Consider the following 25044-nt stretch of genomic DNA (forward strand, 5'->3'; position numbering starts at 1 on the left):
CCTCCCTAAACCAACCGTCCATCCCGTGAAGAATCGGCGCTCATATATATAGTTCTGATCTATAAGCTAATTATAAGCTAAATTCGCTGCAAATGCATAATTTCCTCTTTTTTTTATGATAATCGACAAAAACCATTTATAGGAAGCGTCCGGGGGGGTGAACGGATAGCTAGGACTTGACGGTCACTAAAGTTTCGGAAGGCTTCGGACTTCTCGTTTTGCGGTATTTGATTTTCGTCGCTTCTCCTCCCCTAAGGTGCCTGATGGATTTGTGGTACTCCAGAATGTGCTTGACCTGATTGGCCAGGTCCGGGTTGATTTCCGGCAGTCTTTCCGTCAAATCTTTGTGCACCGTGCTTTTGGAAACGCCGAATTCCTTCGCAATGGTGCGGACCGTGTTCTTGGTTTCAACGATACAGGTACCGATTTTAATAGTCCGCTCTTTGATGTAATCGTGCACTCCCCTCGCCTCCCTACTCGAGATAGTTTGGTACATTATATGAGGGGCATGACTAGATATTCTACGTAACCAAGCCTGACAAGCCCAATTCGCGCATTTATTTATGAAAATCCCGGCTAAGCCAGGTTAAATGTTCCAAAATGCTGCCTCCCTGACGATGAAAAATCAGCCGCAACGATCGCCCGAAGTCGCACGCAAACGCGCAAAAAAAAGCAGCCAGTTGACCTGACTGCTTGATCATATAAGCTTTTATTGCTGTTTGTCGTTCAAAAGCGTTTCCGGATTCAGCGCTGCGCCACCCGCGCCTTGGCGAACTTCGAAGTGAAGATGGACGCCGTCTTCTTTTTCCAATTCGTTGCGTCCGGCTTTGGCCAGCACGTCGCCTTTTTTCACGTCGGCGCCTTTCGTTACTTTCACATCGGCCAAGCTCTGATAAACGGTCACCAGGCCATTGCTGTGCGTAATTTCAACCAGACTGCCGACGACCGGATTTTGCTCAACGGCCGTTACTTTGCCGCTCATCGCAGCGAGCACGTCGAAGGCCGCCTCGTCTTTCGCTTTCAGGTTGATCGCGGTATGAGGAATGAGCTGGTCATTGTATTGAATCATGGCCGCTTGCTTAACCTCATTGGACGCCTTTGCATCGTAGAATGGCATTGAAATGCTGACTTGATTTTTGTCTTTCACAGGCCATTGCATCGTTTCCGGCTGAGCCGAAACCGCAAGTGCCCCGTCCGGCGAGCTGGAGCTTTGCGCCGTTTTGTCGCTGCTGCTAACCTTAATGCCCAGATCTTCTTGGCTGACTGTTTTTCTTCCGACATCCTGGTACACCCACATTAAGGTTAAGATAATTGCCGCTGCTGCCATATACGCTGCTGGGAATACCCACTTTTTAGCTAGCAACCTCTTCCATGTGGATGGGACGCCTTGCGCTCCTTGATCATTTTTAGGAGCCTCTTCCTTTTGAAAACCTTTGTTTTGTTCATTCATGGTTATCACCTCATCAACCATTCTTGACACATTTAAAGGTTTTATACTTTCCGGAAAAGATATTTTTATAGAGACGCCGGATTGGATTAATCTGCATTTTTTAGGAAGTTTTCATAAAAGCGGAGGCTTTCTCAATAGAGATGCCCGTGTAATAATAGGTTACGATGTCCGAGGCACTCTTCCCCTCTTTGGCCATGCCGTTAGCCCCCCATTGGCTTAAGCCCACGCCGTGGCCGTACCCGTAAGTCGTGAATTCAAGCTGCGTGCCTTTCCACTTCCATTCGAATTGCGAGGATGCCAGTCCCAACTTCTCTCTCGCTTCGCGGCCGGAGAACGTCTTGCCGCCGATGGCGATCTTCTTGATGCGGTGGCCGGCCGACCATTCCAGCACCTTCATTCCGTTCGCGCGGGCGCTTGCCGCCGATATGCCGGAGACGCCCAGTTTTTGCTGTACCGTCTTATAGCTGAGCGTCACCGTCTCCCGGTAGCGCGGCGAAAGATTTACATCCCACGGGCTCGGCTTGCTGCGCAAATAAGGGGTGGCGACGCCAGGCCAGTAATCTTCCGAATTCTCAGTGTATCCGTTGCTCGTTGAAAAGAAAGTGGCGTTAATCGGCTTATGCTCGTAAGTGAGAATCAAATCTTTCGTTTCGCTGACGGCTTTATCGATTTTGGCCATATTGGCTTCGTAAGTTGCAGGGTCCCACTTATCCCGCAGCTCTTGTTCGTTCAAGTAAGCCTGATGCGAAGTGGTGTCAGTAACCAGCGCGTCGCTGACCGGTACGTTGCTGTAGTCTTTTTCCAAAATTCTGCGCACGACATAGGTTCTGGCGGCCATCGCCTGGGCCTTCAACGCTTCCAGCTCGAACTCGACCGGCATTTCCGCCGCGAGCACGCCTTTGACATACTGTTCCAGCGGCACCGTCTCAATCATGTCTTTCTTCGTCAAATAGACGGGAATCATCGGCCCCTGTTCTTGTCCTTCAGGGCCGTTTCGCGAGTCATTGACGACAGTGGGCGTGGCGGTGTGCGGAGGAATCTTTTTAACTAGTATTCCGGGGACGATGATAGTGACGGCAAGCATACTGGACAAGCAAACTGCGAACCAGAGGACGGCCCTGTACATAAGGGCCCTTTTCTTCTTGTACATCATCTAGTGCCTCCATGAGTGCGGCATTTGGTATACCCCATCTTATGAGAGGAATTACTAGAATAGAACACGGAAAAGCCGGCCCCGAAGAGCCGGCTTGTCGAACTTTGCGTGTATTAAGCCATGGATGGCTGGATGTTGAAAAAGCCCACTTCCGGCTCTTCCTGTTGAGCGGGCTGCGGCACAACCCTGTGAATGTCCGCGCCGAGGCCGCGAAGCGCCGAGGTAATGTCCACGTAGCCGCGGTCGATGTGGTGGACGCCGGTGATCTCCGTTTCCCCGTCCGCTGCGAGCGCGGCGAGGATGAGGGCGGCGCCTGCGCGCAAGTCCGTGGCGCACACTTTGGCGCCCTGAAGCTTCGCATTGCCGCTGACAAAGGCCGTTCTGCCGTCCACTTTGATTTGCGCGTTCATATTCGTGAATTCTTCCACATGCATGAACCGGTTCTCAAACACGGTCTCGGTCACGAGACTGGTGCCGTCCGCCACCATCAGCAGCGCCATCATCTGCGACTGCATATCGGTCGGGAAGCCGGGATACGGCAGCGTCTTCACGTCTACCGCGCGAAGCGGTCCGTTCGTGCGAACTCGGATGCCGTTCTCATCCTCTTCGACGATTACGCCCATTTCCTGCAATTTGGAAATGACAGGACGGAGGTGATCGCCGATCGCGCCTTCCATGTAAAGATCGCTTCCCGTTATCGCGGCGGCGATCATATAAGTTCCTGCTTCGATTCGATCCGGAATTACCGTATGTACAGCTCCTCTGAGCCTCTCCACGCCTTCTATGCGTATAACACCCGTTCCCGCGCCGCGAATCACAGCACCCATCGCATTCAGATAGTTCGCCAAATCTACGATTTCCGGCTCCTTGGCGGCATTCTCGATAATCGTCGTGCCTTCGGCCAGCGTAGCCGCCATCATAATATTTTCGGTGGCGCCGACGCTCGCGACGTCCAGGTAGATTTTGGCGCCTTTGAGCCTGCCCTTGATCTTGGCTTCGATGTAGCCCTGGCCGAGCTCAATTTCCGCCCCCATCGCCTCGAACCCTTTGAGATGCTGATCAATCGGCCTTGTGCCGATTGCGCAGCCGCCGGGAAGCGAAATGCGGGCCAGCCCTAGCCTCGCCAAGAGAGGCCCCATGACCAAAAAGGAAGCTCTCATTTTGCGGACGAGATCGTAAGAAGCTTCGCAGGTCGTGATCTGCTGGGCGCGAACCCGAATCGTCTGCCCTCTGTACTCCACTTCAATTCCGAGACTTTCCAACACTTTATTGATAACCATTACATCGTCAAGGGGAGGAGCGTCGTGAATGACGCTTTCGCCTTCCGCCCCCAATATGGAGGCTGCGATAATCGGCAATACCGCATTTTTCGCTCCGTTTATCTTCACCTTGCCGGCTAATTTTCGGCCACCGCGGACGATAATTTTGCTCATCATGGTCCCTCCGCGAACTTATTTTGATTGACTATATGTTCTTTTCATCGATACAGCAAGCTGAAACGCTCACTTTTCACATTTCCTAAGTTTATCATCTCACCCTATATTGGACAACTGTGTTCTTGTGGAATTTTTTGGGCTACCCATAGCATTCGGATGAAAGTTCTTTTTAGGTCCGTTCTACTACCATTGTTGACAAGAAAACTGCTCATTATTCGAAAAAACGACGAAAAATCGGAGTTTAAAACATCCGGCCAAAACCGATTGACAACCCCAGGTATTGCATGAAAAAGCTGGCTACAAGCTGGCCTAATGCGATAGACAGCAAAATTTGCAGCATGATGGCCTGTGCGCTCCTGGGCCGTTTGAGCAGAACGTCGAACCGGAACTCCTGTAGCGCCCACCATGAAGCGGCTATGCATACTAAATAGACCAGAATGTTCAAAATTGACGAAAAGGACGCAAACGAGCTTAACGTACTGCCATCCGCCATATAGACGCCCCCTATTTCGGTTATCGGTTCAATACTTTCGCCAGCATGGTGACGAATTCTGCGCGCGTAGCCTGCTCCTCAGGCCGGAACGTACCGTCCGGATAGCCGGTAATCCAGCCGTCCGCCCACATTTGCTTGAGAATTCCGGTTCCCCAGTACGATTCGTTCACATCGGTAAACGGTGAATTTCCTCTCCGCTTGCCGGTCATGTTCATACTGCGGGCCATCATCTGCGTCATTTCCATGCGCGTCAGCGTCCGATTCGGTCCAAACGTGCCGTTCGGATAGCCGTCGACAAGTCCGGCCAGCACGGTTTTGGCCACGTACTCATACGCCCAGTTCGAAGAGTCCATGTCCTTATAGCTGAGCTCCGCCTGCTTAGTCAATCGGAGCGCGCGCGCCAGCACTGCGGCGGCTTCAGCCCGGGTGATCGGGCGGTCAGGGCCGAACCGGTAGTTGCCGTAGCCGCTGATCACATCCTGACCGGCCATCTGGGCAATGGCATTCTGCGCCCAATGGCCGGCGATATCGATAAAGCCGCTAATCAATGGGTAGCTGCCTATGTTCAAATGGTACAGCTGGCTGAGAAACGCTTGGTCCGATTGAAGTTTCACGTAGTAAGTGCCGGCCGCAAGCTTTTGCTCGAAGTATAGAGAGCTTGCTCCGTAATCGTTTTTGTAGGAAGACAGTTCTTCCAGACTGCTGTCGTACAGAGAAGCATAGATCGTCCTGCTTGTCGGAATATTCATTAAGCTGAGCTGCGCCAAACTGTCCTGGCTGAGCCGGAACTCGAACCAGTCGACATCGTCATCCTTATGAAACAATCCCTCGTAATCGGTAAACATGCTGACATGAGTAGCCTGATACGGCTTATCGTTCGGCTCGTTCGGATCGATCAGTTTGGGCGTGAATTCAATGCTGAGCGTATACTCGCCCATAATCGGCTCTATATAATCTTTGACGTTGCTGATACGGATGTAATACTGGCCGGGGAGAAGCTCCATCGGAGGACTGATCTCCGTAGCGCCGTCGCCCCCTTGATCGATCGTGATCGACTTTTCTCCCTCTTTTTGAAACAGGATGGCCGGGTCGATCCGGGCCGTATCGACGGACACCTTCAAACGCATCGTGCCCGATTGCTCAAGCGGGATCATAAACCAGTCGACGTCGCCTTTTTGATGAAACGTTCCGCGAATGGTCTGGCTTCTGGCCGGAAGCACATACGCTTTATACTGCTTATCGTTATCTTCATACGGATCGCGGTAAATGTGGAAATCCGTGCGCAGCGAGTAGTCCAGCGCTGTACTGCGCGTGCGGTCCACCGTCTGCAGTTGCACGTAGTTCCGCCCTTTGCTTACCGGAATGGAAATCGGTCCGGCGGTGTCGGTTGTGTACATCCCGCCCGCTCCCGTTCGCACGCGAACGCCCGAGCCGTCTCCTGTCCGGATCGTCAGCAGCAAAGTTCCGTCGTAAGGAGCATCGATAGCGAACCAGTCTTGATCCTGAGCGGAGCTTAACGATGAGTGGACGTCCGTATGAACGGAGATCGTGGCCGCCATATCCATCCGGTCATTCGGTTCGAACCGGTTTTCCTTATACGGCTGCGTCAGCGCGCGGTCCACCCGCAGCATCCCGTACCCCGTATGGGCGTCCCAGCCTGTGCCTTCCAAATCCTCCGCCGTCTGTTCCAAAAGACTGCGAACCTGGTAAGCCTGCAGGCCCGGATACTTGCCCCAGACCAGCGCTGCCGCTGCAGCGACCTGCGGAGCCGCCATCGAGGTGCCGTCCTGGTACTGGTAGCCGCCTCCGAGCGCGGTCGTGTACACGTCCCAGGGAGCCACAAGGTCAAGCTCCGGCCCGAAATTCGAGCGGTAGTCCGCATGCAGGTCCGCCGTCACACCGCCAACGGCCAGCACGGTCGGATAGGCTGCCGGGTATTTGACGCTGTTTCCCTCATTGCCGGCGGCCGCTACAAGCAGCACGTTATGGTCCTCCGCATATTGCACGATATCCGCCAAGTAATCCGAATATTTGTTCAGTCCGAGGGAAAGCACGACGATCTTGGCGCCGTGATCCACTGCGTAGCGAATCCCTTCGCCAAGCTTGGCCTCGCCGCCCGTACCGTCGGATTCCAGCGCTTTGATCGGCATCACCTTGGCGTTCGGGGCAATTCCCGCGATTCCTTTATCATTATTGCGGACAGCCGCAATGATTCCGGCCACATTCGTTCCGTGTCCGTTGTCGTCGAACGGCTTTTGTCCGGGCTGGAGCAGGTTCGTCCCATCAACCAGATTCCCGGCTAAATCAGGATGCGCAAGGTCAACGCCGGTGTCGACAACGGCCACCACGATAGGCGTCTTGGGATCGCCCGCCGCAGCCCACGCTTCATTGATATGAATCGTATCCAGATATACTTGCTTGACCCGCATCGGGTCGGTAGATTCCGGATATGCCGCTTCTGCTTTCATTGCCGTTCCTGCAAGTTCCATAACCAGTATCATTGATGTAATAAGCAGCAGGTGCCGGGTCATTTTCATGAAATCACAGGTCCCTCTTATTCATAGTAATTTTAATATAGTCATTTTTTAAGCTACAGTTCATAATAAACTTTTTATATTCTGCATTCAAACCCGATTTCCCTGCCTGCCAGGCAAAAAAACAGCCTTCTCCCACATTTACGCGGGAAAAGGCTCAAATAGAATGCCGTTTACATCATTATAAAATCCTTGGTCAGGCTGAAAATCGATTCAATCCCTTTCAGGACAAGGTGCGGGACAAAGCCGAGCGCAACGCCGGCCAGCGCGCATATCCATACCGTAATGCCGAGCGGCAGCGGCACTTTTACCTCGGTAGACTCGTAATCGGTGCGCATGAACATTTGTCTCACGACGCCGAAGTAATAATAGAACGATACGACGCTGGTGGCAATCATAAGCGCGCCAAGCCAGTAATGCTGCGTCTGCATTGTGCCCAAAATAATGTACAGCTTCCCGAAAAACCCTCCCGAAACCGGGATGCCTGTCAAGGAAAGCACGATCAGCACCATGGCCAGAGCCGTCCAGGGCGCACGGTAATACAACCCTGCAAAACCTTTAAGCTCGGTGTGCCCCTCGGTTTGCTCAACGATCATCAGTACGGCGAAAGCCCCGATGTTCATGAACAGGTAAGCGATCAGGTAAAACATAAATTCGGAAAAGTTGGCGAAATGCGCAGCCGAGAAATACGCGCTGATCGGAACGAGCAGGTAGCCCGCATTCGCAATCCCCGAATAGGCCAAAAGCCGCTTGATATTCGTCTGTTTAAGCGCAATGAAGTTCCCGGCCACCATGGCGATGGCCGCCGTAACGGACAAGGCCAGGAATACGTCCGCCTGAATCTGGCTTTGCCCGAAGCTGTTGAAGCCGAACAGCAGGTAGACGATCCGGAACAAAATCGCGAAGCCCGCCGTTTTGGATACGACGGCCAGGAATGCCGCGACCGGCGTCGGCGCGCCCTGGTACACATCCGGGGCCCAGCTGTGGAACGGAGCGGCGGCGATTTTGAAGCCGAAGCCCGCAAGCAGCAGGAAGAAGGACACGTACAGCAGCGGCTCGTATCCCGGCAGCAGCTGAGGCAGCGCCGCCCCGATCTGCGACAAATTCGTAGAGCCGCTCATGCCGTACAGGAACGACATGCCGTACAAAATAATGGCCGAGGAGACGCCTCCCATTACGATGTACTTGAAGGCTCCTTCGTTCGACTGGTTGTTCTTTTTCTTCATGGCCACGAGCAGGTAAGACGTAATGCTGAGCAGCTCCAGCCCGACAAACAGGGTAATTAAATCGCCGGAAGAAGACATAACCATCGCGCCCAATACGGCAGGAAGCAGAAAATAATAGTATTCGCCGACATGCGGGATGTCGTCTTCCTTCACGGAGCCCAGGCTCATCAGGATGACAAAGCCGGTTCCCGCCAGCAAAACGAGCTTGAACAAATTAGAGAAATCGTCCACCCGATAACTCATATTGAGAAGTTGAACCGGCTCTGCCGGATTCAATTGAAGAATGACGAACAACGCCGAGACGGCAATGCCGACAAGCGACAGCCATCCGATTACAGAGCGGCCGACCGTTCTGGGCAGGATCAAATCCAAGAGCGACAGGACGATCGCGGCGGCAACGAGCGAGAGCTCTGGAAGAAGATGCGATAAATCGGCGACATGGAGTCGTAGCTGTTCCACCGGACTAACCTCCTATCTTCCCGGCTGCGCTTTGGATCACCTGATCAAAGCTGCCCAAGGTTTGTTGCAAAAGCTGGCTAAGCACGCTGGGGAATATGCCCAGCAGCAGAATGAAAGCTACCAGGGCGATCATCGGCACGGCCTCGATCAGCCGCGCATCCCTCATTCCCTGTACGCGCAGCCCTTCGTTGGGAGGTCCGTACGTGATGTTCAACACCCCTCGAAGCACATACACCGCCGCTAAAATAATGCCGAGCGCACCGACAACCGTATAGACGGGATGCGTTTGGAAGAGCCCCAGAAAGGCCAGGAACTCGCTGATAAAACCGGACAATCCCGGCAGCCCGAGCGAGGCCATGCCGGCTACCAGCAGGATGCCGCTCATGAAAGGCACCGAGCCGGCAAGGCCGCCCAGCCTGTTGAGCTGCGTCGTCTCGGTTCGCTCGAAGATGCTTCCGACCATCAGGAACATAAGCGCAGAGATCAGTCCGTGCGAGACGAGCTGGAACACGGCCCCCTGCAGCCCGCTCACATTAAAAGCGGCGAGGCCGAGCAGGACGATGCCCATATGGCTGATACTTGAGTAAGCCAACACGAGTTTGAAGTCTTTTTGCACGATGGCCAGTATGGCTCCGTACACAATATTGATGACGCCAAGCAGCGCCAGCATCCAGGCCCATTGCTTCGCTTCCGCCGGGAAAAACAGGATGCCGAACCGGATCAGGCCGTAAGCGCCCATTTTCAGCAAAATGCCGGAGTGGATCATAACGACCGACGGCGGCGCTTCCGTATGCACCTTAAGCATCCACGTATGGAACGGAAAAATCGGCAGCTTGATGCCGAACGCTACGAGGAGCATGATGAACAGCGTCCATTTCATGCCGCTGCTCAGGTAAAACGGCGTATTCGGCTGATTTACCAGCGCCGCCGGGTCCTGCAGCAAATTATGGGCAATCGTATGAATGTCCCCGCTGTAATACACGATCGCTTCCGTCTGCGACTGCACCTGGCTGAAACCGGCCGTGCTGACCAGAATCAGGAAGGCGATCAGCATAATGGCCGAACCAAGACCGTTATAGATCAAAAAGCGGTTGGCGGCTTCTTCCCGCTTGATATAGCCCCAGATTCCGATCAGGAAGAACATCGGTACGAGCGTAGTTTCGAAGAAGAGGAAGAAGAGAAACAGATCCTGCGCCATGAACACGCCGAACATCCCGGTTTCCAGCAGCAGGAACAGGATGTAGAACGTCTTCCAGCGCTTCTTGATGTGTACGGATGCCAGAGCCGCCATCGAAGAGATCAGCGCCGTCAAAAAGACAAGCGGCAGCGACACGCCGTCCACGGCCATCGAATATTTGAATTCGAAGAAATATTGGGTTAATTGCTGAATGCCCTCATGATTAAGCGGCACTGTAATCCAACTGTGCTGCTCCTGATATTGCAGGGGCTCGCCCTGATAGTTGTAATCTACGTACAGCCATGCCGCCAAAATGAGCGGAATCAATGTGGCCGCTATGGAAATCGTTTTGATCAAATTGCCTTTTTCCTGACGGACAAAGAGCAGAACCAGAACCCCCAGCAGCGGTGAAAAAGCGATTAAGCTTAAGATCGGCAAATTAACCAGCATGGATGAATCTCCTTCCCGCTATGGCGAGCGCCAGAATCAGCATACCCAGAACGGTGATCAGTCCGTAGGTTTGCAGCTGCCCGTTTTGCAGGCGGGCGCCCAAGCGGCCGAGACCGACTACCGCAAAAGCGCTCAGACGCACGATGCCGTCGATGATATATACATCTATCCATTCGAGGATAAAGCCCAGGCCGCGAAGCGGTCTGACAAACACCCCGTCGTAAGCCTCATCCACAAAATATTTCCGGTACAGCAGCTTATGCAGACCCGGAACTTTGGCGGAAAAGAAATCTTCGGGCAGCGAACGTTTCAAATACATCAAGTAGCCCAGGCCGATTCCGAGCAGGCCGGCAAGCGTCGACAGCGCCATGACCGTCCAGTTCGCGGACGCCGCGTGTTTATCGCCTGTCAGCCAATGGCTCAGCCATTCATTGGCCGGCGTGTTGACAAAGCCGGCGACGACAGCCAACACGGCAAGGACGATCAGCGGCATCGTCATCGAAGACGGCGACTCATGCGGCTCGTGAGCATCATGACGGCCACGATCGTCAGCCGCATGGCCCTTGGCGCGAGAAGTGCCCATGAAGACAAGGAAGAACAGCCGTGACATATAAAATGCGGTAAAGAACGCAGCTGCTATCCCGACCCAGAACAGCAGTTGATTGTGTTCGAAAGCCTCGGTTAAAATGAGATCTTTGGACCAGAACCCGGAGAATGGCGGGATTCCGGCGAGCGCGAGCGAGCCGACGGCAAACGTCCATGTCGTGATCTTCATTTTGCGGGACAGCCCGCCCATTTCATGAATGTCCTGCGTATGTACGGCATGAATCACGCTTCCCGCCCCCAGGAACAGCAGCGCTTTGAAGAAGGCGTGCGTGAACAAATGGAACATTCCCGAAGCGTAAGAAACGCCGATGCCCAGCCCCATCATCATGTAGCCAAGCTGACTGACGGTCGAATACGCGAGAATGCGCTTGATGTCGTTCTGCGCGACGCCGATCGTCGCAGCGAAAATCGCGGTGAAGCCGCCGACGTAGGCGACGACAAGCAGCGCATCCGGCGAAGCGTGGAAAATATCGAACGTGCGCGCCACCAGGTACACCCCTGCGGCAACCATCGTTGCGGCGTGAATGAGCGCACTGATCGGCGTCGGGCCTTCCATCGCATCGGGCAGCCACGTATGCAGCGGGAATTGGCCCGATTTGCCGATGGCCCCGACAAAAATGAGAACCGCGATCAAGGTGACGATCGCCGGATCGATTTTCCCCGTCGTAAATGCGTTATGTATGGAGCTGAAATCCAGCGAATGTCCGGGCATATACCAGAACAGCAGCAAAATGGCGAGAAATAAACCGACGTCCCCGATACGGGTTACGATAAAAGCCTTTTTGGCGGCCGCTTTCGCTTCCGGCTTGAAATACCAGAATCCGACCAGCAGGAAGGAGCAGACGCCCACAAGCTCCCAGAAAATGTAGAGCTCCAGCATATTTTCGGAAATAACAAGGCCCAGCATCGAGAACGAGAACAGGGCGATGTAGCTGTAGAACACATGAATCCGTTCATCGTCTTTCATGTAGCCTTTGGAGTAAATATTGACCAGCAGGCTGACGAGCGTAACGATAACGAGCATGAGAGAGTTCAAATTCGTAACTTCGAATCCCATTTTGATCGTGACATCGCCCACGCTGAGCCAATCCAGCTTATCCCACGTATACCCTTCGACATTGCCCCCGAGACGCTCCAGGAAAATAAACAGCGCCACGATAAATGACGCGGCCATCGCGGCAATGCTGAGATAAATGCCCAAGTCTTTCAACTGTCGTCCCATAGCCGTAAGCGCTAGAAAAGCCAGCAGCGGAAACAGCGGAATGAGCCATGCGTATTGTGAATAATCCGATACCATGTCCTTTTCAGCCTCCTAGCGCTTCATAGAATCCATTTCGGTAACGTCCGATGTTCCCTTATTCCGGTATAGAGAAATGAGTATCGCGATGCCGACGGCAGCTTCCGCCGCAGCGATCGTAATATTAAAGAGCGAAAAAATTTGTCCGGTAAGTGCCGGATGGTCGCCAAGCTTGGAGAATGCCACCAGGTTCAGGTTAACCGCATTCAGCATCAATTCGATGGATAACAGCACGATAACCCCGTTTCTCTTGGTCAAGGCCCCGTACAAACCGATGCAGAACAAAATCGCTGCCAGAGTCAGGTAGGGAGTGATTACAGTTCCCATCCGCTAGTCCTCCTCTCTTTTGGCGATGACGATTGCACCGATAAAGGCCACCGTCAACAGCACGGACATGATTTCAAAAGGAATGACATGCTCGTTATAGAGCAGTTTGCCGATTTCGAGCGTGTTGTCTTTGCCCGCGTCCAGTGTGCCGTTCGCGATGAACGTCGTTTTTTGAATCGCATAGAACAAAATCCCGAACAAACCGACTGCGCCCAGAATAGACAGCCCTTCATGCCACGGACGGCGCGGCTCCTCCTCTTCGCCATGCCTGTGCTTGGTCATCATGATGCCGAAAATCATCAGAATCGAGATCGCGCCCGCATAGATCAGCACCTGTACGAAAGCGACGAACTCCGCCTCCAGAATGACGTAAAGCCCGCCAAGACTTATAAACGCAAGGGCTAGCGAGATGACCATGTGAATGACCTTGGTAAAGCTGATCATGAAGATAGCGCCGCCGATCGCCAGCAGTGCGAAGATGAAGAAGGCCCAACTGGATCCGCTCGATAGAAAATCGCCAATTCCGCTAAACATCCTTTTTGGCGCCTCCTTTCGGCATGGCCGAGTTGTTCTCCTTGCGAATGTTGGTGTTGTTGTCGTTCAGCCATTGCAAGTTTTTGAACAAATCGTCCCGGCTGTACGTGCTGAGCTCAAAATTGTTCGTCATCACGATCGCTTCGGTCGGACAAACCTCCGTGCACAGATCGCACAGGATGCAGATTTCAAAGTTAATGTCGTACGTATCGATAACTTTCCCTTTTTTCTCCGGGTCCGGATTCGCTTTGCCCGTCAAAGTGATGCACTCCGTCGGGCATATTCGCGCGCACTGATTGCAGACAATGCATTTTTCCGGATCAAAATGTTGAATGCCACGGAAGCGATCCGGCATTTCGAGCGGGACGTCAGGGTATGCGTAGGTGATTTTTTTCTGGGTCATGCTTTTGAACGTTACGCCCAAGCCTTTCATTAAGCCCTTCACTTGTCAGCCCTCCTTAAAAAATGCTCATATAGATCGCCGTGACGAAAATGTTCGCCAAAGCCAGCGGGAGCAGCACTTTCCAGCCGAAACCCATCAGTTGATCGATGCGCACCCGAGGCAGCGTGCCGCGAATCCAGATCAGAACGAACACGATGAAGGTGAACTTCAGCAAAAACCAGATAATGCCCGGCACAAAATCAAGGAACGGCAGCGGCGACTGCCAGCCGCCCAGGAATAGCAGCGCCGTCAGCGATGCGATGACGAATACGTACACATACTCCGACAGCATGAAGAAAGCGAAGCGGAAGCCGCTGTATTCGACGTGGTAACCGGCGACCAGTTCCGACTCCGCTTCCGGAAGGTCGAACGGCGTCCGGTTCAGCTCGGAAATGCCGGCAATGACGAACACGATAAAGCCGATAATTTGCGGCAGGAAGTTCCAATGCCAGAAGCCCCCGGCCTGCTGATCCACAATAGTATGAAGGTTGAGCGAGCCCGTCATCATGATGACGCCGATCACGGATACGACCAGCGGCACCTCATAGCTGATCATTTGCGCAGCCGAGCGCATGCCGCCGAGCAGTGCGTACTTGTTGTTCGACGCCCACCCGCCCAGGATGATGCCGATCGTGGAAATTCCCGTCAGCGCCACATAATAGAGCAGCCCGATGTTGAGATTGGCGTTGAACAGCTTGTCGGAAAAAGGTATCGCCGCGACGATCGTGAACGAAGGGATGAACGTAATGACCGGCGCCAGTATGAAAAGCTCGCGCTCCGCTTTTTTCGGAATCGTATCTTCCTTGATCAGCAGCTTCAAAACGTCAGCTACGGTCTGCAGCAGTCCGAGCGGACCGGTCCGGTTCGGACCGATGCGAAGCTGCATCCAGCCCAGCACCTTGCGCTCGAAGTAGATCGCATAGGTGACGAAGCCAAGAACGAGCATCAGCATGACGACGCCCCAAAACAGGAAGATGAAAAAGTTCGTCCAAGTCAGATTTTGATTCAGCAAATCCATCATTTACGCATCGACCTCCCCGACGACAATGTCAATTCCGCCAAGAATGGTAATGAGGTTCGTCATCGTTTCGCCTACGAGCAGTTTAGGCAAAATTTGCAGATTCACAAAGGAAGGCCTGCGGAATTTCAAGCGGTACGGCTCCTGCTTGCCGCGGGAAATGATGTAGCAGCCGATTTCGCCGCGCGGCGACTCGATGGCGGCATACACTTCGCCCTCCGCCGGGCGGAGCACTCTGGGCACCTTGCCCATCGTTTCGCCTTCGGCCGGGAACTGCTCCACCGCTTGCTCCAGAATGCGCAAGGATTGGCGAATTTCTTCCAGCCGGATGACATAGCGGTCGTAGCAGTCGCCGCCGTCCCTAACCGGCACATCGAATTCAAAGCGGTTGTACAAGCTGTAAGGCTGCGTTTTGCGGATGTCCCAATTTACGCCGGTACATCTCAAATTCGCGCCGCTGAGCCCGTAAGCGATAGCCGTCTCGGCGTCGTATTTCCCTATTCCTTTGATCCGGGACAGGAAAATTTCATTGCCGCTGACGAGATTATCGTACTCGTCCAGCTTGCCCCGCATGTAAGGGACGAACTCACGCACTTTGTCGATCCAGCCTTCCGGCGCATCCCATTTCACGCCACCTACCCGCATGTAATTGTATGTAAGCCGGGCGCCGCACAGCTCATTGAACAGATTGATAATGATCTCCCGGTCGCGGAACGCGTACAGGAAAGGGCTCATCGCCCCGATGTCCAGCAAATAAGTTCCCCACCACACCAGATGGCTGGCGACACGTTGAAGCTCCATAACGATCAGACGGAGAAACTCCGCCCGCTCGGGGACTTCCAGCTGCATCAGCTTCTCTACGGCGTGGACGAGCACGTAATTGTTGGTCATAGCCGACACGTAATCCATCCGGTCCGTATATGGAATAATTTGCGTATAACTTAAATTCTCCGCCAATTTCTCGGTTCCTCTATGCAGGTAGCCCATGACCGGAATTGCTTCCCGGATGATCTCCCCGTCCAGCTTGACGATTACACGGAATACTCCGTGCGTACTGGGATGCTGAGGGCCTACGTTCAACAGCAGTTCTTCTGTCCGTAACAAATGCTACACCTCCGGGTCCAGCGGTTCGTAATCTTTGCGGAGCGGATATCCGACCCAATCGTCAGGCATCATAATTCGGCGCAAATCGGGGTGTCCCGGAAAATCGACGCCCAGCAAATCGTAAACTTCCCGCTCGTTCCAGTTCGCCGTCGGCCAGACCGGCGTCACGGACGGAATGCTTGGCTGATCGCGGTCCGTCTTGACCTTCACGCAGTACTCGCGGTTATACGGGATGGAAAGCAGATGGTACACAACTTCCAGATGCGTCTCCTGATCGACACCTGCCAGATTGCGAAGGTAGTCGCACTTCAGCTCTTCGTGATTTTTGAGCGCTTCGGCCGCCTGCGGCCAGCGCTCGCGCTGGATGACCACGTAAGGACGGTGGCCGTCCCTTTCGTTGATAAAGCTTTCGACGACAGCGTCTTCGCCGGCGCTGTCTTTCAAGATCGCCACCAGCCGGTCCAGCAGCGGCTGGTTCGGCGACGGCTCCTTCGGCGCGGCAGGCTCCGCGTCCCCGTCTTTGGCCGCGCGGCTGCTTGCCCGCGCGGCACGCGCTTCTGCGGCGGCCTTCGCTTTGGCCGCCTTCTCGTCGTCGCCGGCTGCAGCGTCGGCTGCCGGCGCATCGCCTGCGGCAGCGGCCCGCGCAGCCTGGCGGGCCGCTCTCGCCGCCGCGCGCTCGGCCGCGATCTCCGCAGCCGGAGCGTCGCTCGGCTCGCTCGTCGTCTGCGCGGCGGGGTCCGCCGCCTGCTTCTCCGCCGCGGCGTCCACCGCGGCCTGCGTCTCCGCGCTGAGCGGCGTCTTGCTCGCGCGCGCCTCCGGCGTCAGCCGGCCGACCTCGGCGGCGGCTTCGGCCAGCTCCGGCTGCGCCGCGGGCTCGCTTCCGCCGGCGGCGTCAGCCTTGCGCTCCTCCGCCGCTTCCGGCGCGGGAGCCTGCTCTTCCGGCTTCTTCTCGTCGCTCATCGATGGATCACCTGCTTCCCGGTCTTCGCTTCATAGCGAATCTTCTCCTGAAGCTTGTTGATCCCGTAGATGAGCGCCGCCGGATTAGGCGGGCAGCCGGGAATATAGACATCGACGGGGACGACCTGGTCGACGCCTTTGACAACGGCATACGACTTTACGTAAGGTCCGCCCGCCGTAGCGCAGGAGCCCATGGCGATGACCCATTTCGGCTCCGGCATCTGCTCATAAAGACGGCGCAGCAAAGGAGCCATTTTCTTCGTAACGGTCCCTGCGACAATCATCACATCGGATTGTCGGGGCGACGTACGGAAGATGACTCCGAAACGGTCCAAATCATAGTGCGACCCGCCAGTTCCCATCATTTCAATGGCACAACAGGCGAGGCCAAACGTGAGCGGCCAAAGCGAATTGCTCCGAGCCCAGGCTTTTACTTGCTCCAGCGTGGTCATAAATACGTTGCGGTTTAGCTCTTCCCGTTCCTCGGGCGAGATCGATTCTAGACTGAAGTCCATTGCAGCACCTTCTTTTTCCAAGCGTATAATAATCCTATGGCAAGCAAGGCTACAAAAATGCACATTTCCACCAAAGCAAACAATCCAAGCTGCTTGTAAGCGACAGCCCATGGGTACAAGAACACGGTTTCCACATCAAAAATGACAAACATTAACGCGAACAGATAATAACGAATGTTAAAACGAATTTGCCCTTCTCCGACCGGCTCGTTGCCGCTCTCATACGTCGTGTACTTCTCCTCGACAGGCTTGCTCGGTCTCAGCAGTTTGCCAATCGTTAACGCGGCAATAGGAAGAAAAATCGAAAGTCCCAGGAAAATCGCCACAATCACGTAATTATTTGTGTACATCATCCGTATGTAACCGCCTCCATTCCTATTTGCTTTTCTCATTCAACTTATCAAAAATGGTAATAATCACCTTAACAATTATAACAAAAAGGAATTTGGGCGTCGATGACTATTTCCGCACATTCATAACGTGTACTTTTTCCAATTCACACCTTATTTATTCCTGAGCCATCTTCGCGTCCAATAGGCGGTATGATTTATGCTACAAAATGAACATTCAGACTTATTGATACTTGGTTGAATAAATTCTATAATTAAATAGAATTTTTTAGTATATTCCTTACATTTTCCGAAAAATTTTCAAAGGAGCAGAGACATGCTGAACAAAAAATTAGTAGCTTCCGTAGCCGGAATTTCCTTGCTGGTCGGGGTTAGCTCCGGTGTTTACGCCGGCGCCAACTTGCAAGAAATCCAAGCTTATCTAAATGGAGATTTGAAAGTTCGCGTCAACGGCAAAGTCGCTCAGCTGAACGATGCGCAGGGACTGGCCGTACTGCCCATTACATACAATGGGAACACCTATTTGCCGGTAAGAGGAGTTGCCAACGCTTTAAATGTAGCCGTAGATTACGACGCTGCGAACCAGGAAGTTATTCTGGGGGAAAAAGTGAATGGAACGCCTTTGAATGCGGAGAAGTTTAACGACTACACCTACACAAAAGACCCGGCGCAAACGACATACAAGAATAAAGACTATAAAGAAGCTTACTATTACCATGAAGGGTCCGGCGGACCAACACTCATTATCACCCCGGACAAAAAGTACCAAACCTTGCACCTGAAAATTGCAGCCATCGATAAAGATTTAACCGATTTCGAGATCAAAGACCTTGATGGCAATGCGCTCCTCAAAAAAGTAGAAACCATTTCGCCGAATGACGGACTGAAAGACATCGAAGTCAATATCGGCAACGTGAAAACCGTGACCATCTCCATGCAAGTCAAAGATGGCGGCGGCTACTTCGTCCCATTGATCGATTCTTACTATAAGTAAGAACAAATTCACCATGTAGGGCGGCAAACGGAAAGTCAGGGCTGTTGAGAAACCCACACTCTGGAGCCGGACCGCCCGACTGCCCAGCTATCTTGCCGCATGCAGAAAGCCTGCAAAAGGCAGGAACTCGCTTGCTTGAGGCAGCAACTGCTTGGCATTGCGCAGAAAGCCTGCGAAAAGCAAGAGTTCATATGCTTGAGCCAGCTACGCTCTCGGCATTCGCAGAAAGCCTGCAAAAGGCAGGAACTCGCACGCTTGAGGCAGCAACTGCTTGGCATTGCGCAGAAAGCCTGCAAAAGTGCAGTTTTTTGCGCGTTGAGAGGTTGGGAGCGGAAAATTCCTGCATTTGTGCAGGCTTTTCCACCGAGCACGTGGGATCAGGCTCATTTCGTCGGAAATTCCTGCACTTTTGCAGGTTTTTCTCCCCGGGCTTGGCCTACCAAGCCGACTTATGCCCTCCGCCGAGCAGCGCCGCAACCCGTGCAGGGGGATTTCGCACCACGCGCAGCTCCCATCCCAGCCGGTGTAAGCGTCGTATGACGGTGGTCAACCAAGGCGCCCATTAGGAAAGCCATTGCGCCCATCTCGGCACCACCGTCTTTGAACGGCCAAAGAACGAGCCGTGCAAAAACATCCTTGACGGCGGTAGGGGATTGTTCATGACATCGGGACGCCGATGTTCATCACCTATTTATACAAAAAGGCTGTTCCGCAAGCAGATTGCTCTGCACCTGGGACAGCCTTTCCTTCATTAATTACTAAGGTGGGGGCTACAGGCAAAGCCGGCTGGCATTGCTCAAGAACAAACTGTTGCCATAATTCTATCGTTCGCCCAAAATAAAAATCGCCCTTCACCAAGCCGTTTTGGCCGTGTGGAGGGCGATTTTGCGAATCCAATCTATTTTTTTCCGGATACGTCGATCCGATTCAATGCACGCTGTAAAGCCGCTTCCGCGCGTTTGAAATCAACGTGTGCCTGTTTCGTGTCGGCAAGACGTTGCTGCGCGCGCTCTTTGGCAGCTTTCGCACGATCTACATCGATTTGCTCCGGCAGCTCGGCGCTTTCCGCCAAAATAACCACCTTATCCTTGCGCACTTCCATGAAACCGCCGTTTACTGCGATAAACTGGTCTTTTGCTCCTTGTTTTTTCACAGTAACGTAGGCAATCTTCAACGGAGTTACAAGTGGAATGTGATTAGGCAGAATTCCAAGCTCCCCTTGAACGCCTTTTGCGACAATCATGTTCACTTGTTCAGCATACACTTTGCGCTCGGGCGTTACGATTTCCAGCAGGAATGTGCTCACTTGGACTCCCCCTTCTTCGAGTTTTGCTTCGAAAGCATAAAGCTAGGCGTTACAGCGTTTTCGCTTTCTCGATAGCGTCCTCGATTGTGCCAACGTTGTGGAACGCCGGTTCAGGAAGGTCATCGTGCTTGCCTTCAAGAATTTCTTTGAAGCTGCGGATTGTCTCTTTAAGCGGCACGTAAATGCCCGGGAATCCGTTGAACGGCTCTGCCACGTGAAGCGGTTGGGACAAGAACAGACGGAGACGGCGGGCGCGGAGTACGATCAGCTTGTCTTCGTCGGACAGCTCATCCATACCCAGGATCGCGATGATATCCAAAAGCTCTTTGTAGCGCTGCAAAATTTGCTTAACGCCTTGAGCTACTTTGTAATGTTCTTCGCCGAGAGTTTCCGGCGTCAAAATACGGGAAGAAGAAGCAAGCGGATCCACCGCAGGGAAAATACCCGCTGCCGCGATGCTGCGCTCCAGGTTCGTCGTTGCGTCCAAGTGGGCGAACGCAGTTGCCGGCGCCGGGTCCGTATAGTCATCCGCAGGAACGTAAATCGCTTGAATCGAAGTTACGGAACCTTTTTTCGTGGATGTAATACGCTCTTGCAATTGACCCATCTCAGTTGCCAGCGTAGGCTGGTAACCTACCGCGGACGGCATACGTCCGAGCAAGGCGGAAACCTCGGAACCTGCTTGGGTAAAGCGGAAAATGTTGTCGATGAACAGAAGAACGTCTCTTCCTTCTTCGTCACGGAAATATTCGGCCATGGTCAGACCGGACAATGCTACGCGAAGACGCGCGCCTGGCGGCTCGTTCATTTGACCGAAAACCATCGCCGTTTTGGCGATAACGCCGGAATCGCTCATCTCGTGATACAAGTCGTTACCTTCACGCGTTCTTTCGCCTACACCGGCGAATACGGAAATACCGCCGTGTTCTTGCGCGATATTGTGAATCAGCTCTTGCATCGTTACGGTTTTACCTACGCCCGCACCGCCGAAGAGACCGATTTTACCACCTTTTGCGTAAGGAGCCATCAAGTCGATTACTTTGATCCCTGTTTCCAGGATCTCAGCTTTGGTCGACAAGTTTTCAAATGAAGGTGCTGCTTTATGAATCGGGCTTGTCAATGTACGGTCTACAGTTTCATTACCGTCAATCGGATCGCCCAATACGTTGAATACACGGCCAAGTGTAGCTGCGCCTACCGGTACAGTAATAGCTGCACCTGTATCTGTAGCTTCAGCTCCACGAACAAGACCGTCCGTCGAGGACATCGCTACGCAGCGAACCAGGTTGTCACCAAGGTGAACAGCCGCTTCAACCGTCATGGTCTTTTGTTGTCCGCCTTCGGTTTTACTAATTTTGATAGCATTTAGAATTTCAGGGAGTTGCCCGCGCTCGAACTCGATATCGACGACAGGCCCTGTAATATTCACAACGCGCCCTTTGCTCATGGTTTCCCTCCTAAGAGTCTTCCGTTAGGAAAACTGACTTCGTAAGCATAATCTGAGCTTTGCTTTAGCAAAGCTAACTTCGTAAGCATTTTATCCGAACTCTGCTTGCGCAGAGCTTTATGAACTTTTACGCGTTCGCATTGGCCCCGGCGACAATCTCCGAAATTTCTTGCGTAATCGAAGCTTGACGCGCACGGTTGTAAGCGAGCGTATAGGAACTGATCATTTTCGTTGCATTTTTCGTCGCGCTGTTCATGGCTGTCATTCTCGACCCGAACTCACTCGCTTTTCCTTCCAAGACCGCGCTGTAGATGAGCGTTTCCGCGTATTTGGGAAGCAGAACTTCCAGTACGCCTTCCGGTGATGGCTCATACTCGTAGCTTGCTGCGGACACTCCGGACACATCCTCCATCGGAAGAAGGCGGACCATGGTCGGAATTTGAGTAATCGCGTTTTTAAACTGGTTATACACCAGGAACAGTTGATCGTAAGAGCCGTTCTCAAAGTTGGCTACCGCCGCAGCGGCTACCGATTTGATATCCGAAAAAGTCGGGGAATCGGGAAGACCCGTCACTTCTTGTACAATCGGAATCTGCCGTTTGGAGAAGAAGTTGCTGCCTTTACGGCCGATTACAAAAACCGAATATTCGGACGTGGACTTGTGCCGCTCACGAATCTCCGACATAACCTTCCGCAGCACGTTAGCGTTGTAACCGCCTGCCAGACCGCGGTCGGAGGTGATTACCAAATAGCCGGTTTTCTTCACTTCACGCGCTTGAAGCATCGGGTGCTTAACGCCTTTGGTCCCTGCGGCGATGCTCCCGACCACTTCCTTCAGCTTGTCGGAGTAAGGGCGAGCCGCTTCCGCCGCTTGCTGAGCTCTTCTCAAATTCGCTGCAGCCACCATCTCCATCGCTCTGGTGATCTGCTTCGTGTTTTGAGTGGATTTGATCTGGCGCTTAATCTCGCGCATTCCTTTTGCCATACCTGCTCACCTCTCTTTTGAGGCTTTGAAAAGCCTTCATTCGAAAACCCGACTCAGGCGACAAGGCCCGATTTCAGGCTTAACATGGAGTACCTGGGCTTCCCGCGAAAGAAAAGCTCAGGTACGCATGATTTATTCAGAAACCGCGAAGCTCTTTTTGAATTGCTGAATCGCATCTGCCAAAGCTTTGTCGTTATCCGCAGTTAAATCTTTCGTATCGCGGATGCTTTGCAGAATTTCCGGACGGTTGGAATCCAGGTAAGCCAGGAATTGCGCTTCAAAACGGGTCACGTCTTGTACCGGAAGGTCGTCCAGGTGCCCTTTAACGACCGAGTACAGGGAAGCAACTTGCTTCTCGAGCGAAAGCGGCTGGTGCACGCCTTGCTTCAAGATTTCAAGTGTCCGAACACCGCGGTCCAAACGAGCTTTAGTCGCTCTATCCAAATCGGAGCCGAACGCTGCGAATGCAGCAAGCTCGCGATATTGAGCCAAGTCCACACGCAGTGTACCGGCAACTTTTTTCATCGCTTTCGTTTGAGCGGAGCCCCCTACCCGGGATACGGAGTTACCAACGTTAACCGCTGGACGCTGACCGGAGTAGAACAGGTCTGACTCAAGGAAGATTTGTCCGTCCGTAATCGAAATTACGTTCGTAGGAATATAAGCGGAGATATCGCCCGCTTGCGTCTCGATGAATGGCAATGCGGTAATCGAACCGCCGCCCAGTTCATCGTTCAGCTTCGCAGCGCGCTCAAGCAGACGGGAATGCAGGTAGAATACGTCACCTGGGTAAGCTTCCCGGCCCGGAGGACGGCGGAGCAAGAGGGACAACTCGCGGTATGCAGCCGCTTGTTTGGAAAGGTCATCATAAACGATCAGTACGTGATCGCCTTTGTACATGAAGTACTCGCCCATTGCGCAGCCAGAATAAGGTGCCAGCCACAGCATTGGGGACGGCTCGGAAGCCGAAGCGGTAACAACGATCGTGTAGTCTAATGCGCCGGCAGCGCGAAGGGTTTCAACAACGCCTACGACTGTCGATTGTTTTTGCCCGATTGCAACGTAGATACATTTCACTCCGTTGCCTTTTTGGTTGATGATCGCGTCGATCGCGATTGCCGTTTTACCGGTTTGGCGGTCGCCGATGATCAATTCGCGCTGTCCGCGTCCGACTGGAACCATCGCGTCGATCGCTTTGATACCCGTTTGCATCGGCTCATGAACGGATTTACGCGCCATTACGCCTGGAGCCATATTCTCTACAGGACGGAATTCCGTTGTGTTGACCGGACCTTTGCCGTCCACCGGTTGACCCAACGAGTTCACGACACGGCCAAGAAGCTCTTCGCCTACAGGCACTTCCATGATGCGGCCCGTGCGTTTCACTTGGTCGCCTTCGCGGATGTCCGTGTAAGGTCCGAGAATAACGATACCTACGTTGCTTTCCTCAAGGTTGAACGCGTAGCCCAGAACGCCGTTTGGAAACTCAAGCAGCTCGCCTGCCATTACGTTTTCCAATCCGTGAGCACGAGCGATACCGTCACCTACTTGAATGACTGTACCTACATCAACCACTTGCATATCGGATTTATAATTCTCGATCTGTTGTTTAATCAATGTGCTGATTTCTTCAGGTTTGATACTCAACGAACTTCACCCCTATTCTTACAGTGCTTGTGCTTTAAAGACCTTTATTAAACTAACGATTTGGCCAGACGATCAAGCTTTCCTGCGATGCTTCCATCATATAAACGGTCGCCGATTCTCACTTGGATGCCGCCGACGAGCTTAGGCTCCACGACATTCGCAACGCGAATCGTTTTACCGGTAATCTTGCTGAATTGAGCCGCAATTTCCACTTGTTGGGCGTCCGTCAAGCTTGCTGCCGAGTACACGGTTGCGTTCGCTTGCCCGAGAGCTTCATTAGCAATCTTCACATATTCGACCGCCAAAGCAGACAAAATCGCCGCCCGGCCTTTATCGATCAAGACTTGCAGCGTGTTCCACACCGGTTCGGAAACTTTGCCTTCGAAAATCTGTTTCAGCAAATCCGTTTTCACGGAAGCTCCGATATTCGGATGGCCGAGGAACTTCTGCAGATCCGCATTGTCCTTAACCGCATTGACTACAGATTTCAGCTCTTCTTCCACTTGGGAGATCAGGTTCTTCTCCTTCGCCACTTCGAACAGAGCTTTGGCATAACGCTTCGCTACGACGATGTCACTCATACGTTGCCTCCTACCTCTTTGAGGTAATGCTCAACCAATTCTTCCTGTGACTTTTCGTCGATTTGCTTTTCGATAATTTTGGAAGCGATCAGAACGGACATCGCACCCACTTGGCTGCGAAGAGCCGCAACCGCTTTGTTTTTCTCGTTCTCGATATCTTTCAGCGCTTCGTCTTTCAGACGGCTCGCTTCAGCTTGTGCAGCGTGGATAATCTCATCCGCTTGTTTGGAGCCTGTTTGTTTCGCTTGCTCGATAATGTCGTAGGCTTCCTTGCGGGTTTGCTGAAGGGCTTGTTTTTGCTCCTCTAGCAGTTGCTCGGCTTGCTTGCGGCTGTTTTCGGCCGTTTGAATTTGATCTTTCACCAGTTGTCTGCGTTTTTCCATCATCCCAAACAGAGGACCGAACGCAAATTTGGAGAGCAGCAAATACAAAATCAAAAACGCGATGATCTGTATAAAAAATGTGGACCATTCAATATGCAAGTAACGTCACTCCCTTCTGATAACGTGGGCAAAACGAAGGCGTGGAGGCTAAATGGCCATCCCCGCCAAAC

At 53.1% G+C, this 25044-nt stretch carries 24 protein-coding genes; 1 reads left to right on the forward strand and 23 read right to left on the reverse strand.

Going from position 1 to position 25044, the window contains the following annotated elements; all coding sequences use genetic code 11:
• Positions 1 to 169 precede the first annotated feature (169 nt).
• The 17 genes from spoIIID to AC3G2T_RS31880 form a co-directional block, all read right to left on the reverse strand.
• Entirely contained in the window at positions 170 to 460 is a 291-nt protein-coding gene (gene spoIIID, locus AC3G2T_RS31800; protein ID WP_474684371.1) for a sporulation transcriptional regulator SpoIIID, read from the reverse strand.
• Between the two features lie 249 nt (positions 461 to 709).
• On the reverse strand, positions 710 to 1450 hold the full coding sequence (locus AC3G2T_RS31805) for a peptidoglycan DD-metalloendopeptidase family protein (protein WP_488438026.1): 741 nt from the start codon (positions 1448 to 1450) through the stop codon (positions 710 to 712).
• A gap of 100 nt (positions 1451 to 1550) precedes the next feature.
• Positions 1551 to 2603: a stage II sporulation protein D gene (gene spoIID, locus AC3G2T_RS31810; RefSeq protein WP_488438027.1), complete on the reverse strand. Its 1053-nt coding sequence runs from the start codon at positions 2601 to 2603 to the stop codon at positions 1551 to 1553.
• A 113-nt stretch (positions 2604 to 2716) separates the two neighbouring features.
• On the reverse strand, positions 2717 to 4036 hold the full coding sequence (murA, locus tag AC3G2T_RS31815; protein ID WP_474684390.1) for a UDP-N-acetylglucosamine 1-carboxyvinyltransferase: 1320 nt from the start codon (positions 4034 to 4036) through the stop codon (positions 2717 to 2719).
• A gap of 244 nt (positions 4037 to 4280) precedes the next feature.
• The gene (locus tag AC3G2T_RS31820) at positions 4281 to 4532 is read right to left on the reverse strand and encodes a DUF1146 family protein (protein WP_474684374.1); all 252 of its coding nucleotides are present in this window, start codon (positions 4530 to 4532) and stop codon (positions 4281 to 4283) included.
• 20 nt (positions 4533 to 4552) lie between these two features.
• Positions 4553 to 7069 (reverse strand): S8 family peptidase, encoded by a 2517-nt coding sequence (locus AC3G2T_RS31825; protein WP_488438028.1) that lies wholly within the window; start codon positions 7067 to 7069, stop codon positions 4553 to 4555.
• Between the two features lie 170 nt (positions 7070 to 7239).
• Entirely contained in the window at positions 7240 to 8751 is a 1512-nt protein-coding gene (locus AC3G2T_RS31830; protein WP_488438029.1) for an NADH-quinone oxidoreductase subunit N, read from the reverse strand.
• A 4-nt stretch (positions 8752 to 8755) separates the two neighbouring features.
• Positions 8756 to 10378: a complex I subunit 4 family protein gene (locus AC3G2T_RS31835; RefSeq protein WP_474684377.1), complete on the reverse strand. Its 1623-nt coding sequence runs from the start codon at positions 10376 to 10378 to the stop codon at positions 8756 to 8758.
• Positions 10368 to 12281: an NADH-quinone oxidoreductase subunit L gene (nuoL, locus tag AC3G2T_RS31840; protein WP_488438030.1), complete on the reverse strand. Its 1914-nt coding sequence runs from the start codon at positions 12279 to 12281 to the stop codon at positions 10368 to 10370. The genes AC3G2T_RS31835 and nuoL overlap by 11 nt, the downstream gene beginning before the upstream one ends.
• A gap of 15 nt (positions 12282 to 12296) precedes the next feature.
• Entirely contained in the window at positions 12297 to 12608 is a 312-nt protein-coding gene (nuoK, locus tag AC3G2T_RS31845) for an NADH-quinone oxidoreductase subunit NuoK (RefSeq protein ID WP_474684379.1), read from the reverse strand.
• 3 nt (positions 12609 to 12611) lie between these two features.
• A complete protein-coding gene (locus AC3G2T_RS31850; RefSeq protein ID WP_474684380.1) occupies positions 12612 to 13142 on the reverse strand; it encodes an NADH-quinone oxidoreductase subunit J in 531 nt (176 codons plus the stop codon).
• Positions 13135 to 13587 (reverse strand): NADH-quinone oxidoreductase subunit NuoI, encoded by a 453-nt coding sequence (gene nuoI, locus AC3G2T_RS31855; protein ID WP_474684381.1) that lies wholly within the window; start codon positions 13585 to 13587, stop codon positions 13135 to 13137. The genes AC3G2T_RS31850 and nuoI overlap by 8 nt, the downstream gene beginning before the upstream one ends.
• A 13-nt stretch (positions 13588 to 13600) precedes the next feature.
• Positions 13601 to 14605, reverse strand: a complete 1005-nt coding sequence (nuoH, locus tag AC3G2T_RS31860) for an NADH-quinone oxidoreductase subunit NuoH (protein ID WP_474684382.1) — start codon at positions 14603 to 14605, stop codon at positions 13601 to 13603.
• Complete coding sequence (locus AC3G2T_RS31865) at positions 14606 to 15706, reverse strand: NADH-quinone oxidoreductase subunit D (RefSeq protein ID WP_474684383.1); 1101 nt, start codon at positions 15704 to 15706, stop codon at positions 14606 to 14608.
• 3 nt (positions 15707 to 15709) lie between these two features.
• Positions 15710 to 16666 carry an NADH-quinone oxidoreductase subunit C gene (locus AC3G2T_RS31870; protein ID WP_488438031.1) on the reverse strand — a complete coding sequence of 319 codons (957 nt, stop codon included), beginning with the start codon at positions 16664 to 16666 and terminating at the stop codon, positions 15710 to 15712.
• A complete protein-coding gene (locus AC3G2T_RS31875) occupies positions 16663 to 17181 on the reverse strand; it encodes a NuoB/complex I 20 kDa subunit family protein (protein WP_474686769.1) in 519 nt (172 codons plus the stop codon). Before AC3G2T_RS31875 ends, AC3G2T_RS31870 begins: the two co-directional genes overlap by 4 nt.
• Positions 17166 to 17531: an NADH-quinone oxidoreductase subunit A gene (locus AC3G2T_RS31880; protein ID WP_474686771.1), complete on the reverse strand. Its 366-nt coding sequence runs from the start codon at positions 17529 to 17531 to the stop codon at positions 17166 to 17168. The genes AC3G2T_RS31875 and AC3G2T_RS31880 overlap by 16 nt, the downstream gene beginning before the upstream one ends.
• A 316-nt stretch (positions 17532 to 17847) precedes the next feature.
• On the opposite strand from AC3G2T_RS31880, the gene AC3G2T_RS31885 reads away from it, so the two are divergent.
• Positions 17848 to 18525 (forward strand): stalk domain-containing protein, encoded by a 678-nt coding sequence (locus tag AC3G2T_RS31885; protein ID WP_474686768.1) that lies wholly within the window; start codon positions 17848 to 17850, stop codon positions 18523 to 18525.
• An 898-nt stretch (positions 18526 to 19423) separates the two neighbouring features.
• Here the strand turns inward: AC3G2T_RS31885 and AC3G2T_RS31890 are convergent.
• The 6 genes from AC3G2T_RS31890 to atpF all read right to left on the reverse strand — a co-directional run bounded on the left by AC3G2T_RS31890 (position 19424) and on the right by atpF (position 24973).
• On the reverse strand, positions 19424 to 19831 hold the full coding sequence (locus AC3G2T_RS31890; protein WP_474686767.1) for a F0F1 ATP synthase subunit epsilon: 408 nt from the start codon (positions 19829 to 19831) through the stop codon (positions 19424 to 19426).
• A gap of 49 nt (positions 19832 to 19880) precedes the next feature.
• Positions 19881 to 21278: a F0F1 ATP synthase subunit beta gene (gene atpD, locus AC3G2T_RS31895; protein ID WP_474686766.1), complete on the reverse strand. Its 1398-nt coding sequence runs from the start codon at positions 21276 to 21278 to the stop codon at positions 19881 to 19883.
• A 127-nt stretch (positions 21279 to 21405) separates the two neighbouring features.
• A complete protein-coding gene (atpG, locus tag AC3G2T_RS31900; protein WP_474686765.1) occupies positions 21406 to 22263 on the reverse strand; it encodes an ATP synthase F1 subunit gamma in 858 nt (285 codons plus the stop codon).
• A gap of 132 nt (positions 22264 to 22395) precedes the next feature.
• A complete protein-coding gene (gene atpA / locus AC3G2T_RS31905; protein ID WP_474686764.1) occupies positions 22396 to 23910 on the reverse strand; it encodes a F0F1 ATP synthase subunit alpha in 1515 nt (504 codons plus the stop codon).
• A 47-nt stretch (positions 23911 to 23957) separates the two neighbouring features.
• Positions 23958 to 24491, reverse strand: coding sequence for a F0F1 ATP synthase subunit delta (locus AC3G2T_RS31910; RefSeq protein WP_474686763.1), 534 nt, complete (start codon positions 24489 to 24491; stop codon positions 23958 to 23960).
• Entirely contained in the window at positions 24488 to 24973 is a 486-nt protein-coding gene (atpF, locus tag AC3G2T_RS31915; protein WP_474686762.1) for a F0F1 ATP synthase subunit B, read from the reverse strand. Before atpF ends, AC3G2T_RS31910 begins: the two co-directional genes overlap by 4 nt.
• Positions 24974 to 25044: the final 71 nt, after the last annotated feature.

Source organism: Paenibacillus sp. sgz302191 (assembly GCF_057749925.1).